19 protein-coding genes are annotated in these 16,719 nt (G+C 31.2%); 6 read left to right on the plus strand and 13 right to left on the minus strand.

Annotated elements, in window-relative coordinates; translation table 11 throughout:
* Positions 1-5: 5 nt before the first annotated feature.
* The 12 genes from MOV42_RS06485 to MOV42_RS06540 form a co-directional block, all read right to left on the minus strand.
* Positions 6-911, minus strand: a complete 906-nt coding sequence (locus MOV42_RS06485; RefSeq protein WP_324172963.1) for a lysylphosphatidylglycerol synthase transmembrane domain-containing protein — start codon at positions 909-911, stop codon at positions 6-8.
* A gap of 46 nt (positions 912-957) precedes the next feature.
* The gene (locus tag MOV42_RS06490; RefSeq protein WP_324172964.1) at positions 958-1,560 is read right to left on the minus strand and encodes an HAD family hydrolase; all 603 of its coding nucleotides are present in this window, start codon (positions 1,558-1,560) and stop codon (positions 958-960) included.
* Complete coding sequence (locus MOV42_RS06495) at positions 1,557-3,044, minus strand: glycosyltransferase family 39 protein (protein ID WP_324172965.1); 1,488 nt, start codon at positions 3,042-3,044, stop codon at positions 1,557-1,559. The genes MOV42_RS06490 and MOV42_RS06495 overlap by 4 nt, the downstream gene beginning before the upstream one ends.
* Positions 3,045-3,048: 4 nt before the next feature.
* The gene (locus MOV42_RS06500) at positions 3,049-3,780 is read right to left on the minus strand and encodes an SDR family oxidoreductase (RefSeq protein ID WP_324172966.1); all 732 of its coding nucleotides are present in this window, start codon (positions 3,778-3,780) and stop codon (positions 3,049-3,051) included.
* Positions 3,777-5,069, minus strand: coding sequence for an FAD-binding oxidoreductase (locus tag MOV42_RS06505; protein ID WP_324172967.1), 1,293 nt, complete (start codon positions 5,067-5,069; stop codon positions 3,777-3,779). The genes MOV42_RS06500 and MOV42_RS06505 overlap by 4 nt, the downstream gene beginning before the upstream one ends.
* A 1-nt stretch (position 5,070) precedes the next feature.
* Entirely contained in the window at positions 5,071-5,460 is a 390-nt protein-coding gene (locus MOV42_RS06510) for a GtrA family protein (RefSeq protein WP_324172968.1), read from the minus strand.
* Entirely contained in the window at positions 5,457-6,320 is an 864-nt protein-coding gene (locus MOV42_RS06515) for a UbiA prenyltransferase family protein (RefSeq protein ID WP_324172969.1), read from the minus strand. The genes MOV42_RS06510 and MOV42_RS06515 overlap by 4 nt, the downstream gene beginning before the upstream one ends.
* Positions 6,321-6,332: 12 nt before the next feature.
* The gene (locus tag MOV42_RS06520) at positions 6,333-7,730 is read right to left on the minus strand and encodes an ArnT family glycosyltransferase (RefSeq protein WP_324172970.1); all 1,398 of its coding nucleotides are present in this window, start codon (positions 7,728-7,730) and stop codon (positions 6,333-6,335) included.
* Positions 7,731-7,804: 74 nt separating this feature from the next.
* Entirely contained in the window at positions 7,805-8,548 is a 744-nt protein-coding gene (locus MOV42_RS06525) for a metal ABC transporter permease (protein WP_324172971.1), read from the minus strand.
* Complete coding sequence (locus MOV42_RS06530) at positions 8,545-9,414, minus strand: metal ABC transporter substrate-binding protein (RefSeq protein WP_324172972.1); 870 nt, start codon at positions 9,412-9,414, stop codon at positions 8,545-8,547. Before MOV42_RS06530 ends, MOV42_RS06525 begins: the two co-directional genes overlap by 4 nt.
* Positions 9,415-9,422: 8 nt before the next feature.
* A complete protein-coding gene (locus tag MOV42_RS06535; RefSeq protein ID WP_324172973.1) occupies positions 9,423-10,694 on the minus strand; it encodes a hypothetical protein in 1,272 nt (423 codons plus the stop codon).
* Positions 10,695-10,742: 48 nt separating this feature from the next.
* A complete protein-coding gene (locus MOV42_RS06540; protein WP_324172974.1) occupies positions 10,743-11,012 on the minus strand; it encodes a hypothetical protein in 270 nt (89 codons plus the stop codon).
* Between the two features lie 185 nt (positions 11,013-11,197).
* Here MOV42_RS06540 and MOV42_RS06545 point away from each other — a divergent pair, with 185 nt between their 5' ends.
* The 6 genes from MOV42_RS06545 (at position 11,198) to MOV42_RS06570 (ending at position 15,387) form a co-directional block, all read left to right on the plus strand.
* On the plus strand, positions 11,198-11,962 hold the full coding sequence (locus tag MOV42_RS06545; protein ID WP_324172975.1) for a motility protein A: 765 nt from the start codon (positions 11,198-11,200) through the stop codon (positions 11,960-11,962).
* A gap of 15 nt (positions 11,963-11,977) precedes the next feature.
* Entirely contained in the window at positions 11,978-12,754 is a 777-nt protein-coding gene (locus MOV42_RS06550; protein WP_324172976.1) for a flagellar motor protein MotB, read from the plus strand.
* On the plus strand, positions 12,754-13,494 hold the full coding sequence (gene fliP / locus MOV42_RS06555) for a flagellar type III secretion system pore protein FliP (protein WP_324172977.1): 741 nt from the start codon (positions 12,754-12,756) through the stop codon (positions 13,492-13,494). Before MOV42_RS06550 ends, fliP begins: the two co-directional genes overlap by 1 nt.
* A 13-nt stretch (positions 13,495-13,507) precedes the next feature.
* Positions 13,508-14,620: a tRNA (uridine(54)-C5)-methyltransferase TrmA gene (gene trmA / locus MOV42_RS06560; RefSeq protein ID WP_324172978.1), complete on the plus strand. Its 1,113-nt coding sequence runs from the start codon at positions 13,508-13,510 to the stop codon at positions 14,618-14,620.
* Positions 14,617-15,105 (plus strand): hypothetical protein, encoded by a 489-nt coding sequence (locus MOV42_RS06565; RefSeq protein ID WP_324172979.1) that lies wholly within the window; start codon positions 14,617-14,619, stop codon positions 15,103-15,105. The genes trmA and MOV42_RS06565 overlap by 4 nt, the downstream gene beginning before the upstream one ends.
* 87 nt (positions 15,106-15,192) lie before the next feature.
* On the plus strand, positions 15,193-15,387 hold the full coding sequence (locus tag MOV42_RS06570) for a hypothetical protein (RefSeq protein ID WP_324172980.1): 195 nt from the start codon (positions 15,193-15,195) through the stop codon (positions 15,385-15,387).
* Positions 15,388-15,548: 161 nt separating this feature from the next.
* Here MOV42_RS06570 and MOV42_RS06575 read toward each other — a convergent pair whose 3' ends face one another.
* The gene (locus MOV42_RS06575; protein WP_324172981.1) at positions 15,549-16,715 is read right to left on the minus strand and encodes an OmpA family protein; all 1,167 of its coding nucleotides are present in this window, start codon (positions 16,713-16,715) and stop codon (positions 15,549-15,551) included.
* Positions 16,716-16,719: the final 4 nt, after the last annotated feature.

The raw sequence follows: 16,719 nt of genomic DNA on the forward strand, positions 1-16,719 counted from the left end.
TATTTTTAAGTTGCTTTTTTACTTTTTATCCATTGGTAAGAACCTGGAAAAGAAGCGATAATTAGAAGTATTCCATATAAAATACTCATAGCTAATATCTTAGTTTCATCTGCTCCAACTAGCATAAATATACCAATCATAGCACCTTCTCTTATTCCCCAACCAGCAAGAGAAATCGGTATGATTGTCAGTAGAAAAACAGGAGGTACTGCTATTAGAAAAGTTTGTATGCTCATGTTAATATTTATACTGTCTGCAAGTGCAAAAATCACTAAAACGGAGAGTAGATGCACACAAACTGAGATGCTGATGTGTTTGTATAAAAGAGTTCTATCCCCGTAAAGAGTATTTAATCTTCTAGCAAGTCTATAAAAAAGGTCTAAGCCTTTGTACTTGGAAAGAAAAGTAATCTTATCAAGGTGAAATAAAAGAGCAAATCCAGCAATACCAGAAGCTGAAATAAAAATGACCAATAGTGAAAAATCTTTCTCAAAAGTTCCAAAAAATAGTATAGATGCTACGAGGTTTAAAACAAGTAAACCAACAAGTCCAACAACTCTATCTACAAACACGCCATAAAAAGCATCTTTTTTCTCATAACCTTTTCTTGTTAAGTCTATGATTCTTACTGCATCTCCACCGATACTACTTGGCAATACTTGATTGAAAAATGCACCTTTAAAATAACTATTTACATAAAAAGATAGTTTTTCTCTAAAGACAAGTAGTTTACTAATAGCTCTCCATCTATATGCGGCTAAATAGGTACTAGCAAGTTGAAGAAGTAAAGCAATTAGTATAGTTCCACCGTGACTTTTAGCCAATACATTTTTTAATTCATTAAAGTCAATATATTGAAATAGGTAGTAAAATATAATAATAGTAATTAAAAGTTTTATAATGTTTTTCATAAATAACCAGATTTCTTAAATTGTTTGTATTTTATCTAAAAAAAGATTAAATTTGTTTAATGGCACCATTTTTTATGAGGTATTTGTAGTCTGCTATCTCTAGCATCTGAGTGTCTCCACTACTGTCACCATAGGCATAAATGCTATCATAGTCACTAATGTTTAAGTGTTTATTTATCCTGTTTAATTTCTCGATTCCATGACAATTTTTTGTAGCAAATTTTGCTGTAAATTTTTCATTTTCAAAAAGTAACTCTGTTGATATTAACTCAACTTTTTCTTTTTTGCACCAAGCATCTAACCAACATTTCATAGATGCTGAAACTATTATAACTCTATCGCCATTTTTTATATGCTTTTGAAATCTTTTATATGTGTTTTGTCTAAGTATTTTATCCAGCTCGCTTAGAGAAAATTTTTCAGCCATTGTTTTAAAAGTTTTTTCATCAATATCGTTAAAAAACATCTTAAAAAGTATTTCTTTTGCCTTGTAGTTTTTTATGATTTTTAATTGCCAAAGTAAAAAAAAAGGGCTGAATTTTATAAGAGTTAAGTAATACTTTGTATTTCCAACAGCATACTTGAAAAACTCTCCAAGTGAATCCTTTGTAGTTAGTGTTCCATCAAAATCAAAAAGAGCTAAATTCAATCTCTTTTTCCATTATAATATTTATCTAAAAAGTAACACTTACCAATAGGCAACCACTTAGGAATAGTATAAAATCTTTTCTTTTGAAGCTCTAGATGCTCTTTTTTATAACTAGCATAGTCAAATCCACTACACTTTGCCATGTGAAATTTTGCACCCTTTATATCAAACTCTTCGATAGATACTTTTGCACAAACTCCACTTAACTCATGTTCTTCTATCCCATGATTATCAAAGAGATAAATATCTTTTGTCTCTAGACTTCGAACATCAAGTAGTTTGTCATCCATACGACCAAATTTAGAGTCGTTAAAAAGCATTTTTATATCTCGATTACAACTATATGAGAGCATAGAAGCTGTTGTGTAACCTAAAGTGAAAAATTCTTCATCAGAGTATTGCTCAAACTTTTCACAAAGTAGCTCAGGCGAAGTAGCGTAGATAATATCTGAGTAATATTTTTGCTCTTTTAGTAAAGAAGTTGGAATACTTAAAGCTATAAATAAAATAGCAATATGAACAAAAGTGAAAATATAGTTGTACTTAAATAGTTTTTTAAGATAAACATCATCAAGAAAACTAAAGAGTAAAAATAGATAAGGAACAAAAAGAATAAACCAGTGAATACCAAGCTCGTTTTTAAGTGCAACCATAAAAAATACTATAAATATAAGGATTAAAATAGATGCTATTAGCTTCATCAAATCGTTGTTTTTAAAGTTCTTTCTGCTTTTATAAAGAAAGTAAAATCCCCAAGGAGTTACTAAATATGTTAGATTCAAAAAGAAGTTACCAAGAGTTTCTAAGTTGTATTCACTTTGCGTTCTCGCAAAGAAGTTAAACATGATGTTATTCCAGCAACTGTTATAGTTAAAGTATAGGTTTTGGGCTATTGCTAAAAGAACTATAACAGAGATGATTAGAACATTTTTTATGGCTTTAGTTTTATACTTTATAAAAACAAAAATCAGTAAAGATATAAGTAAAAAAGCAGCAAAATATTTACTTAAAAATGCGAAACCTAAAAATAGACCTGAGAGGAGGGCATAGAGTATTTTTTTTTCTTTTTCAAAAGAATAAAGCAGAAAAAAGACTCCAAGTGTACCAAAAAGCAAAAGTGCTACATCGTTTGTAAATAGAGAGATTAAAATATCAACAGGAGATGCTAAAAAGAGCAAACCAATATAAAAAGCTCTTTTTTGCTCCATATATAACTCTGCGATTTTATAAATTAGATAGGTAACTATAAAGGTAGTAACAACAGAAAAAAGTCTATAAAAAATATAGTTATCACTAACAAAACTCATAAGATAAATAAGCCAACCAACCATCGGAGGATGGTCGTAGTAACCCATGCTAAGTGTGTTTCCCCACTTTATAAAGTAAGCTTCATCCCCAGTTAATGGAACTAAAGAAAGTAAAATGATTTTAAATATAAATATAAGAAAAACAATTTTAATCTCTTTGGAATAGAGTTTTGTCATTAAATTAGATGCTCATTTTTTTAAATATAAACTCTGGAATATGTTTTATAATAAGCATAATATATCGCCACATCCATTTTGTGTAAAGTGTATTTTTCCCACTTTGTTGAGCTGAAAAAATATCATCAGCTACTTCTTGTGGTTGTGCTGTTAGTTTTTCTGGTAGGTCTAAGCCTTCTGTCATTTTAGTTGCTACAAATCCAGGCTTAACTGTTAATACTGACACACCACTCTCATGAAGTCTGTTTCTCATTCCATTTAAGTAAGTGCTAAAAGCAGCTTTTGCACTTCCGTAGATATAGTTTGTTTTTCTTCCTCTATCGCCTGCAACAGAACTAACACCAACTATAAAACCGCGTCTTTGTTTTTCAAAATCATTGGCTACTATATTTAAAAAACTAACTGCTCCGGTATAGTTTACATTGATAGTATTTAACGATTTGCTCCAATCTTCTTGAGCTTCATCTTGATCTGCCATAAACCCAGCTACATAAATAACGCCAAGTGGTTTTTCTTCCAAATTTTCATAGATTTTTTCATGTGTTTTATACTTAGTTACATCAAGGTCAACAAGTTTTACTTCTACGCCTGAGCGAACCTTTATATCTGTTGCTAATTCTTCTAATTCACTGGCATCTCTTGCACTTAGGTATAAATCGTAACCATTTTTTGCATAAACTCTTGCTACTTCTTTTGCTATATCACTCTTTGCACCAACTATAAAAACATAACTCATAATCCCAACCTTTTACTTTGCACAGAGTTGAACTTTTCATCCATCTTATGCTTTTTTCTTAAACTTCTAAATATTTCTATATCTTTATATCCTGCTTCAAAAGTATCTTTTGAAACTCTTACATCTTTTGTTAGATAGATGCGACCTTCATATTTTAAAACGATTTTATCTAGAGCATCTAGGAGTTCAAAAAGCCCCTTTTCTATCTTAAAATCAAGTGCTAAAGAGTAACCTTCTCTTGGAAATGATAAGTAATTTTTATTTGCTTTGCCGTAGAGTTTTAAAACTGCTAAAAACGAGCCTTTTCCACTATCTGATATGGTTTGTAAAATCTCTTTAAGTCCATCATAGCTTTTCTCTTTTGGAAGAATAAATTGATACTGAGTAAAACCATTTTTACCGTAAATTCTATTCCAATTTTTTATGCTGTCAAGCGGATAAAAAAATGAGTCAATTCCAACTTTTTGTTTTGATACACCATTTGGTGCTTTGTTGTAGTAAAGCCAGTTAAAAGCTCTTACACTTAAGTTGTTTAATGCAAATGATGGAAAGTTAAATGGGATGTTTAATCTATTTTTTTCTTTATATTTTAGTTTGCCATCATCACAAAAATCACCAACCATAAGTAAACATTTACCTATATTCTCTCCACTTGCAAGACAGTCTATCCAAGCAACAGAATAAGGAAGCTCTTTGTACTCTTCAAAAGCTTCAAAAGTTTTTTTTAGGTTTTTTGTTTTTATGGTCGTTTGGTTTATAAACTGTGAAGAAACTTTTTTTAAAGAAATCTTTGCTTCAAGTATAAGACCTGTTAATCCCATACCTCCACAAGTTGCTAAAAAAAGTTCATCTCCTTTTTTACAGTTTTTTATCTCTCCACTAGGAAGTTGAAGTTTAAACTCTTCTACACACTCGCTAAAACAACCCTCAACATGATGATTTTTACCGTGAACATCAGATGCTATGGCTCCACCAATAGTTATAAGTTTAGTTCCTGGGGTAACTTTTAAAAACCAACCACGAGGTAGATAACTCTGTATGATTTCACTTAAAAGAACTCCACTTTGAATATGTAAAATACCTTTTTTATCATCAAAACCTAAGAAGTTGTTATAAGGTTTTGCGTAGATTATGTTTTTACTTAATGCGCTGTCACCATAACTTCTACCATTTCCGTAAGGTATGATTTCTTCATTTGCACCTATGAAGTCTTGAACTTGTGCTGGAGTTTTTAAAGTGATTTTATTATTGTCTATTTGTGGGTACATTCCCCAAGAGTTTAAACTCATGCTAATCCTTGAAAACGAATTTTTTATCTAAAAAGTATTTTACAGCGTAACCTATACTTAAACCTACAACTGCACCGATGTATTTTGCATTTTGATTATCAAAGAAAAAGTCAAAACCAATCTCAAAACCCCAAAATATGATAGTCGTAAAAACACTCATAAGGGTATAAAGTAAAAACTTTTTACTTTCATCTTTTTTGCTTTTTGTAGTATGAAAAAAGATATATTTTTTATCTAAAACATACTTTAAAACTAAACCACTTATAGTTCCAATAAACATAGCTATATAAAGTGAAAATGAACCGCTATAAATCAAAAAACTTAAATATTGAAAAAAGAGGTTAATTATGGTTGAGATTATAGCAAAAACTATATAACGAAAAGCAATCATGCGAAAGAGATTACCCCTATAAAACTAGCTATCCAAAGAACGATTGTGATTTGTAAAAATCTATCTTTTAGGACTATTTTAGTTGGACTTCCGCTTTGTTCTTCCACGAAAGTTATTTGCATATATCTAAAGATACCAAGGACAACAAAAAAGGTTGTTAAGTATAGGTTATGAGTATTTAAACGCTCTAAAACTTCAGGAGAAACTGTGTACTGAAGGTAGCTGACTATAACAACTCCAGCCATTAAAACCATAGATGCATTTACAAACTCTAAGTTATATCCATCTATATTTTTTCTCGTTTCTTTTCCTGCAATGGATAGAAGTACATCATCTCTTCTTTTTGCAAGTGACAAAAATATTGCAAGTAAAAAAGTTATGATGATTATCCACATAGAAAGTGGTGTGTCTGTTACTAAAGCACCAGCAAAAAGTCTTAAAACAAAACCAGTTGAGATAATGAAAATATCTACAATAGCGATATGTTTGAGTTTAAATGAGTATAGAACATTTAATGTAAAATAAAGAACTAAAACTGCAAAAAGTTTTAAATCAAAAATAAAAGAGAATAAAAAAGCTATTCCAGATAGAGATACTATAAGTTTTTGTGCAGTTGCTTTATTTACCGCACCGCTAGCGAGTGGACGATTTTTTTTACTTGGATGTTTTTTGTCTTCTTCTATATCCATTAAATCATTTAAAACATAGATGCTACTTGCAACAAGACAAAATAGTACAAATGCTATTACGGTTGAGAACAAACTCCCCACACTAAAGTGAAAACTAAAAAGAAGAGGAGCAAATATAAAAAGATTTTTTATATACTGATGTGGTCTTAAAAGAGTGATAATATGTTTCATTTTTTAATTATATCATTTAATTGGGTTTTTGACACGGTAAATATAGAATGTTTTAGTTGAGTTTATGCCTCTTTTAAAAGCCACACTATCTACTAACTTCACCTCTTTATATAAGTTTTTAAGTTGACTTTCTACGGGGTCTTGTGTTAAAACTAGTCCATCTTTAAGATAATCTTTTTTTCTCCACATATCGTACTGAGAAAATCTTGAACGAAGTGCTAGGTCGGTGTCAGGGTGATTTTTAAGGTAGTACTTTAGATAAGCAGCGATTGTTAAATGATCACCATAAAAAGAATCACCATCTTTTGCATAAGTTTGCACTAGATGCACGGCTTCTCTATTTCCATACATTCTGTCTTGAACTATTTCTAAGAAAAACATAAATCCAATACGACCGATTATACTAAAAGTAATGGCAATTATAAGACCAACTTTATAAGCTTTTTTAAACTCATACTTGGAAATGATATATGAGAGGAGAATCACACCGCCAATATACATAGGAGCAGCGTAGTTTAGACCCATACTTTTAAACAGACTTTTGTACATAAAAAAGCCTAAAATAACTACTATGCTAAGAGAAAGAAAAAAGAGTTTATTATCTTTGTAATAAAGTTTGTCTTTGACTAAGTAAAAGAAAAGAAGTCCTGCAAAAACAGGAGAAAATATACCAAATTGTCCTGCTAAAAAACCAAACATATCAGGAATATTTAGCGTAAAATCATCAGTAGAACCATGATCCATTTGAAAACCAAAACTTATCCAATCATTTTGATAGTTCCACCAAAGCATAGGTGAAACAACTAAAAAAGCTATGATTATGGCTAAGTAAAAACGAGGATTTAAAAATATATCTCGTCTTTTAAAAATTAAGAAAATAAGAAGAGTAAAAACAAATAAAATAGCTGTATATTTACTCAGCATCATAAGTCCAAGCATGATTCCAGTTAAAATATAATCTTTTGTTTTACCATAAAAAATAGCCTTGTATGAGTAGTACATACTAAGTGTCCAAAATAAAATAATAGGCGAATCAGTTGTAGTCATGATGTAGCCAGCATGAACTAAAATAACACTTGAAAAAATTATGATGGCATTTAAAGCAATTTTTTCATCAAACATTTCTGCTGAGAGTTTAAAAATATACACAGCTGCGATGCTAAAAGAAAATACATTTACAAGTCTTACTCCCCACTCAGCCTCAGAAATAAAATTTGTTAAATATATAAGATAGGCAATCATTGGTGGATGATCGTAGTAGCCAGTTTGTAAGTGATGACTCCACATCCAATAGTAAGCTTCATCTCCATGAAGAGGTGAAAAAGCATTGTAGATTGTGCTAAAAATTGCTAGTAAAAGTATAATTGTATAAGCACTTTTTTTAGGTGTATTATGTAGTAGTTCAAGCATTAAAAATATATCCGTTAGAGTTTAGATTGTCTAATTGTACAGTTTTACTCATAATATATATTAAAACACTTAAATTATGCAAGTTTCTTAGATGAAACCAACAATATAATCGAACTTAGTAATGAACCTAAAAACACTATGGTATAACCTGTTGGTAAATCATAATAGTAAGATATGATAATTGCACTTATACTAAAAAACCATCCAAATGCAAAACTACTTAAAAGTGATTTGTTTAGTTTAAGTGAAGTCGATACTAGTGCTGGAGCTATAAGAAGTACAAAAACTACAAGTACCCCCGCTAGGGCTACAGATGAAGTAACAGTTAATGCCAACAAAGAAAAGAACATTAACTCTTTAAAAAATCCTGTCAGTTTTGGATAAACCTTCCAAATAATTAAAGCTATAAAAGTATAGATGCCAGCACTCTTTATTACATCATCGACAGGAGTGAAAAGTATATCGCTCGCAAGTAGTGACTTGAAATGTTCCATACCTTCTGCTGAATGAGAAAGAACCATCATGATTCCACTCGCACCCAAGACATAAAGAAGCCCAATAAAGGCTTCTAGTTTTATGTTTCTTTGAGATGCAATAGCTATGATAAAAGCACTAAAAAGAGCAAAGATAAGAGTAAGAACATAGTAGTACTCAGAATGAAAATATCCAAGGCTTATGGCAGAACCAAGAGCAGCAAACTGCGCAATAGCTAGGTCTGTAAAGATGATTCCTTTTTTAAGGATTCTCATCCCAAACCACGAGTGCATCATAACAAGGATGATAACTAGCGCGATTGGAACTAAAAGAATATCTATCATTGCACTGCTCCTGTTAGGTAGTCAAAAAGAGATGTCAAATCCTTTATGCTTTCTAGCGCACCTATATCATGGGGCATTAGAACGATTTTTATACCTGTTTTTTCACGAATAAACTTAGCTGTTTTTGTAGAGTGATATACATCATGTAAGATGCAACAAGGCTTTTGCTCTTTAATGAGTTTTATAGTTTTTATAATGTGTCTTGATGATGGCGGAATTCCAGGTAGAGGCTCTATAGTACCTATATTTATAAGACCATAAGCCTTGTTAAAGTAAGCTAGATTGTTATGAAATTGTATAACTTTCATACCTTTTTTATTAGCCATTTTTTCTTGCCATACTTTCATCTTTTCTATCCAAGAAGTAGAAAACTTTTCATAGTTGTTTTTGTAAATATCAGCATGTTCACTATCTATAGAGATAAGAAACTTCTCGATACTTTTTGCTAAAATTAAAATATTGTGAGGGTCAAGATGAAAATGTGGATTCCCGTCTGGATGCACATCTCCACCAGAACGGTCAACATGAATAGGTTTATGTAAAAGATGTAGGGAATGAGAAAGGTTTAAAAAACTCTCTGAGCCAACATTTGTCTTTGGATTTCCTGCTCTACGAAGAAGTGGAGGCATCCAGCCAATCTCTAACTGACCTCCATTCATGATAAGAGCATCTGCATTTCTTACCTTAGATATAAGCGAAGGACGAGGAACCACAAAATGTGGATCCCAGTTTCCTTTTGCTAAAACAACAGTGTTTATATGCTCACCACCGATACTCTTTGTAATAGCACCAATGTAAGGATAACTAACAGCTATGTTCATGTGAGAAAATAGTGCTAGTGGTAAAAGTAGTAATAAAAATTTCATCTTTTATCCTAAAAACTATGAGCCCCATGAGCTCCAATTGATATATTTACTTGAAATATAATAGTATCTATATTTTGTTGTACATCTTGCCCTGCGACCTCTTTGTAAAGTGCATTATTTCGATTGTATTGAAGTCTAAAGCGTGCAAATTCACTTGTTGAATATTCTACCATAGCAGAGTATTTATCCATGTTTGTTGGCATATTCTTATTTACACCGTTAACTTCAACATCATTTTGATATATTGAATCATACCTTATGCCAGCTTTCCAGCTCTTGTCATGGGCATATACAAGCTGAGAGTAAAGACCTGCTTGCTTTTTTGTAAGATTTATACCATTTGGTTTAGCAGCATTATATTGCTTTCCATCCATATCACGCATCATCCACTCACTTTGCCATTTCAAAGAGCTATAAGAATCAAAATAGTGTTTAACAACTAAGTCAGCTCCATATATCTTAGAATCACCACTAAATGCATGAGCATTAGCATCATCAGTGTGGTCAAGTCTTGATTTTCCTTGTGCGTAAGACAAACCACCTAAGAAAGTAGTTTCTCCAACATCAAAAGATGTTTTAACATAACCTATAAAGAGTGATGGTGCATCTGCTGCTTCAACTTCTGTACCACCTATCGCACTCAAATCTATCTCTCCATTTCCAAGCATTTGCTCATTGTCACCTTGAAGAATTTCTGCACCTATCATAAGATAAGTGTCAGTTGGTGCTACCCACTGAAGCTGAACACCTTTTTCATTGATACCGTGCATCCCTAAAAATGACTCATAGACTAAAGGCATGTCTGCAAAGTCCCAAGAGTGGTGATGTTGCTCATTTAAGTAACCAAAGTTTGAGTTAAACTTTCCACCCTTTACTCTTGCTCCATATCCAAGAGCTGTACTTGTAAAATAAAGTTCCTCTATTTCTACACCATTTTCACTAAAGTGAAATACTCCATCCATAGTAAAGAAAGGATCCACAGAGCTAGATAGAACAAGCTCTGCATAGTTTAAGTTAAAACCATTTTTAGCATTGTAAGGTGAATGTGAGGCTGAACCGTGATCGTGTGAGCCAAGTAAACCATGTGCAACTCCTGGTAATTCAAGAGATTCTGTTTCATGGTCTTTAACACTTCTGTTTACATAAGAAACATCCATAACTAAAGAGATGTCAGGCATAAATTTAGACTGAGTAAAAGTTCTCTTTTCAACTGGAATCACATCGGTTCCACCAAAGGCTATAATCGCGCAGAATGCGCTTAGTAGTAATATTTTTTTCATAATTATCCTAATATTTTTTATATTTGTAATAGTTTTTTGTTTTATTGTTTAGGATACAAAAGGAGGGGCACGATTTTGGTAAGAGTGGTCTTTTCTGTGGAATTTGTGAACTAAGTTTGAAAGAATAATGTTTTCAAATTTGAAAACTTCTACATTTTTAAAATTATTTACGATATTTGCAGATACTGAGTGGTCGTCTATTATACATATCTGACATGTTGAATTGTCAATATCCTCATGTATATGTTCTATCTCATGCATAGCTGTGGCAGTTGTAGCGATGATAAATAGTATAGATATCAGCAGTCTTAGTTTCATAAATAACATTATATCAGATTATGATATTTATTAATAAAATAACTTTTTTATATTATTAGAAATAGCAAATTTTCCAGCAAAAAAAGTATATTTATTAATATTTGAAGATGATGTTAAAGTAAAATAGAAATATAAAATCTTTTTTGTGGTATTATAAGCTTAATATTTATTTTTAAGGTATTTGAATGGATTTAGGTACGGTAGTTGGTATAGTTCTAGTTATGGCTCTTTTACTTGGCGCCATGAGTATGGGTGTTGGGATAGGTGCGTATATTGATATTCCATCTATATTAATTGTTATTGGTGGTTCTATTGGTGCGTTGATGATTTCTTTTAAACCTGCCCAAATGAAGGGTTTTGTAAAAGTTTTTATGATTGCTATCAAGCCTCCTATAACAGATGAAATAGAATTAATAAAAAAACTTGTTGATTTTGCTACAAAAGCAAGAAAAGATGGTATTTTAGCCTTAGAATCAGAAGTAAATTCAGAACCAAATGAATTTTTGAAAAAAGGTCTTTCTATGGCGATTGATGGCAGTGAACCAGATACGATTCGTGAACTTCTAGAAATTGACATGGAACAAACCAGTACAAGACATAAAATTAATAGTTCTATTTTTAACAACTGGGCAGGATTAGCAGGAGCTATGGGTATGGTTGGTACACTAATTGGTCTTGTTGCGATGCTTCTAAACATGGCTGATCCATCAGCGATTGGTCCATCTATGGCTGTTGCTTTGCTTACGACGATGTACGGTGCGATTATTGGTAATGTTTTTGGTACTCCTATTTACAATATATTAACAATTAGAAATGATGAAGAAACTTTAGTTAAAGAGATGATTTTATCTGGAATCATGTCTATACAATCAGGTGATGCACCAAGGGTTTTAGAAGCAAAACTTCTTAGTTATTTAGCACCAAAAGACCGTATTAGTCAGTTTGACTAAAGATGGAACTGATTAATGGCTAAGAAAAAATGTCCTGATTGTGAAAAGTGTTTACCTGCGTGGTTAGCTGCGTTTGGGGACTTAATGTCACTGCTTTTATGTTTCTTCGTTCTACTTCTTTCTATGTCTAGCATGGATGCTAAAAAAATCTCAGAAGCTATTGGTTCTCTCTCTGGTGCTATGAGTGTTTTAGAAGGTGGAACAAAAACTGAAATATCAAAACAAAGGATGCAACAATCAACTCCAATAGACTCAAATGATGAAACAAGTGAAGCAGTAAATAGAGTAGTTCAAGCCGCCATGGATGCTAATGAGATGATAGATAAGGGCAATGGTCCTGCTATTACTGTTGAAGAGGCTCAGGAAGGTTTTGTTATTGAGTTACCAGCATCTTTACTATTTAAATCAGGAAGTGCAACTATCCAAAATGAGGATGCACTTTTATTTTTAAAAAGGATTGCTCTAATTGTAGATGAATTACCAAATACAATGCAAGTAAGTGTTCGGGGTCATACTGACAATCAAGGACCTGGTAAAAATAGTGTTTTTAAAGATAATTGGGAACTTTCCTCTGCAAGAGCAATTTCTGTTCTTCAAGAGCTTCTATTAGATGGAGTTGACCCAAAAAGAATTAGTGCTTCAGGACATGCTGAATTTAAACCATTAGCAACAAATGTCACAGAAGCAGGGCGAGCTAAAAACCGTAGAGTCGAGTTGCACTTTTTTGGTGAAAAATCAACCGATAAAGAAAAAGCTAAACAATCTGTTTTAGATAAAGTTACCAGTAAATAATGAGTAAACTTTTTTTCTTTTTTTTCTTTTTCTTTTTTAGTTCTATTCTAGGAGCCGCACCTGTAGATATTCCTACTATGAATTTTGCTCTAGGTGCTCCAGATACTCCAGAACAACTAGTAAGTTCTTTAAATGTTTTAATAATTTTAACCTTACTATTTTTAGCTCCAAGTATGATTTTAGTTATGACAACATTTACTCGTTTTGTCATAGTGTTTGGTTTTTTACGACAAGCTTTAGGTACGCAACAAGTACCACCCACACAACTTTTGGTTATGTTGGCAATGATTTTAACTTTTTTTGTTATGGAACCAGTTGGACAAAAAGCTTATGATAATGGAATAAAACCATATATAGAAGAAAAAATAGGTTACGAAGAAGCTTTTACTAGATCTGTTCTTCCTTTTAAGAATTTTATGATTAGAAATACTAGAGAAAAAGATTTAGCACTTTTTTTTAGAATTAGAAAAATGGAAAATCCTGATAGTATAGCTGATGTGCCTCTTTCTGTTATTATTCCTGCTTTTGTTATTAGTGAACTCAAGACTGCTTTTGAGATAGGTTTTTTAATATTTTTACCATTTTTAGTTATAGATATGGTTGTAGCATCTATACTTATGTCTATGGGTATGATGATGCTTCCTCCTGTTATGATTTCTCTACCATTTAAGATACTTATTTTTGTTCTTATAGATGGTTGGAATTTGATTATTGGCAATTTAATAGCCACGATAAAATAGGATATATTGGTAGATGCAATGTGAATATTTTGGTGAGTGTGGTGCTTGTAGAGTTTATGAAGATGGATATGAAGCTCAGCTAACTTACAAACTAAAATTAAACAAAGATAGATTTGAACCTTTTTATAAAGGCGATATATCTGTTTATAAATCACCAGAGTCGAATTATCGTTCAAGAAGTGAATTTAAAATATGGCACGAGGGTGATAATATACATTATGCAATGAATCACTTGTCGGGTAAGGGTGTTGTTCTTGTTGATGAGTGTTCCCAAGTAAATATACACATAGTTAGTCTTATGCCAAAGTTACTTCAAAGTATAAAAGAAAAAGGTATAGGTTTTAAACTATTTGGTGCAGATTTTTTATCTGCACAAAGTGGTGAAATAGTAGTTTCATTGATTTACCATCGTAAACTAGATGAAGAGTGGCAACAAAAAGCACGATTAATAGCAAATGAACTTGGCATCTATATTATTGGTAGGAGTCGTAAACAAAAGTTAGTTATTGGACAAGACTACATAACAGAAAATTTAAATGTAAATGGCGAAGTCTTTAGATTTAACTATATAGAAAATAGTTTTACTCAACCAAATACACAAGTTAATGAACAGATGATTTCATGGGCATTAGAGCATGCTCAAGGCTCAAATGGAGATTTATTAGAGTTATATTGTGGTGCTGGAAACTTTACCATACCTTTTGCTAAAAAGTTTAATAAGGTGCTTGCTACTGAGATATCAAAATCCTCAATAAATGCAGCAAAAATAAATATGCTTTTAAATGATGTAGAGAATATAGAATTTGTTCGTATGAGTGCAGAAGATTTTGTTGGAGCCTTGGATGGAGTTAGAGAGTTTCGTCGAATGAAGGGAATAGATATTAACTCTTATAAGATAGATACAATATTTATTGATCCACCTCGAAGTGGAATGGATGAAGTGAGTTGTTCTTTTGCCTCAAGATATGATAATATTTTATATATTTCATGTAATCCAGAGAGTTTAGTAAGAGATTTAGAACTTCTTAGTAAAACACATGAAGCAGTAAGTATGGCTCTTTTTGATCAATTTCCTTATACTCATCATGTTGAGATGGGTGTAAAATTACTTAGGAAGTTAAAATGAAAATAGTATTTGTTTATTTATTATTAATGTCACTGCTTTATGCAAGTGAGATACAAAGAATAGAATCAATCGTTGATGATGTTTCAAAACTTAGAGTTGAATATAAAAATCTTTTAAAAATTAAAGATAAAGAAATTAGAATTTTAAAAATAAAATTAGCAAAACTTAAAAAGAATAATCTAAAAATTAAAGATGAGAATACTTTTCCAAAGCTTGTACCCAAGAGAGGAACAAACATAGCTAAAAGTAAAAAAAAAGAAAAGGCTAGAAGCTTTAAAGCAAGTGTATTTCGTTTGAAAAAGAATAGTTCTATTTACTTTACACCAAACACTAATAAGCTATACCTTTGGAATAAAAATCGAATATTTACATCAAATATTGGAACTAAAAACTGGATAAAAATAACAGGTTATTTTGTAAATAAAAAATGGATGCGCGCTAAAAATGAATTGTGGATTAAAAGAGATGATATTAGTAAAAAGTAATATATTATGAAAATACATTTCTTTCTCGTAGTATCTTTATTTTTTATATCAAATTTCTTTGTAGCTTGTTCCACTTCTGTAAAGGTTATGAAAGTAATATGTAAAAAAGAAAATATAAATAAGTGTAATCAAGAGCAAAAAATTCAAGCTGTTAACAAAAATCCAGAACTTATAGAGTATATAATAAAACCAAATAAAGAGGTACAGATTGAAGCTTTAAAGCAAGACCCTTCTTTAATACGGTTTATAAAGAACCCCTCAAAAGAAGCAATGCTCTATTGATTATTCATAGGTGTTAAATATATTTTTTACTTTCTTAATGAAGTTAGTTTTTTCTTCAGGTAGAAGTAATTGTCTTGCTTTTCTTCTTCTTCCTAGCCTAAGTTGAAGTTGTTTTCTTATTGATTGTAATTTCACGGGACGAAAAAAAACTTCTTTATTTATCATCTTTTTTTCTCTTTTTTATTTAAGTAATTCATCAATTCCTGTACAGCTTCTTTATTTTTTATACGAAATTTTATTTCAATTCTTCGAGAAGCATCTTTGTCTTCTTTATTGTTTTTGTAAAGTATTGGCTCTGCAAAAGAGCGACCACTTGCACTTAGATATTTTTGAAATACTTTTGTCTTTTTAGGGTATCGTTTATATAGAAAATGCATAACTGCTAAAGCTCTCTTTTGAGACAAATCAAGATTATATAGATATGAACCATCAGAATTAGTGTGACCTTCTATTGTTATTAAATCAATATAACGGCGTATTTTAGCATCACTTAACAGTACATCAATGTAACGACCAAGGACGCGACTAAGTTCTTTTTTAGCACTAGGTTTAAGTTCTGACTTACCTTGATTAAATAAAATATTTGAACTAAAAGATAAGGCACCAGTTTTAGGGTTTATTTCTATCGAATTTCCAAGTTTCTTTTTTAGTCTTCTAACTACAGAAATTTTTATACCTGTTAAATTTTTTATTTTTATTTTTGTTATATTTAAATCTTCAACAACTCTTTGGTAATCTCTTGATTTGTAAAGTAAAGCTTTTTCAAGTTGAGCTATTTCTTCATCTCTTATTTTTATAAAAGTACTGTCTAATTCATGTCTAATATTTGCATTTTTTATAAAACTTTTTAGTTGAGAAGATTCTTTGTTTAATATATCTATTTTGAAACCTAGCATATCAGCATCTTCTTCGCTCGCTAGTAGCAACTCTTTTAGACTTTGCATTTCTCTTTCATTTAGTGATAGTTTTGAGGCTTTTGTTTCTATGCTTGAGTTTAAAAGTGATATATTATCTTTTAGTTCATTAGTTTCACTCTCAAGTCTACTTATCATAAGGCTTAGTTTTAGGTTCTCCTCTCTTGAAGCACGAAGTTTTTTTACAAGTTCACGAAGTTTGCTCTTTTTGCTAAATAGCTCTGATTCACTCATCTCTAGAGCACTTTTTTCTTTTTCGAGATTTATTCGTATAGTTTCTAAGTCACTTTGCATAAGTAGAGTTTTAACTACTATGGCTCCAACAACTAGTATGAAAACAAAAAGAAGACCAGCCATTAAGTCAGCATAAGATACCCAAAAGTTTTGATTTTCATCTTTATTTTGTTTTAGCATAAAA

Source organism: Sulfurimonas sp. (assembly GCF_029027405.1).
In the GTDB taxonomy this organism is placed as follows: Bacteria; Campylobacterota; Campylobacteria; order Campylobacterales; family Sulfurimonadaceae; genus Sulfurimonas.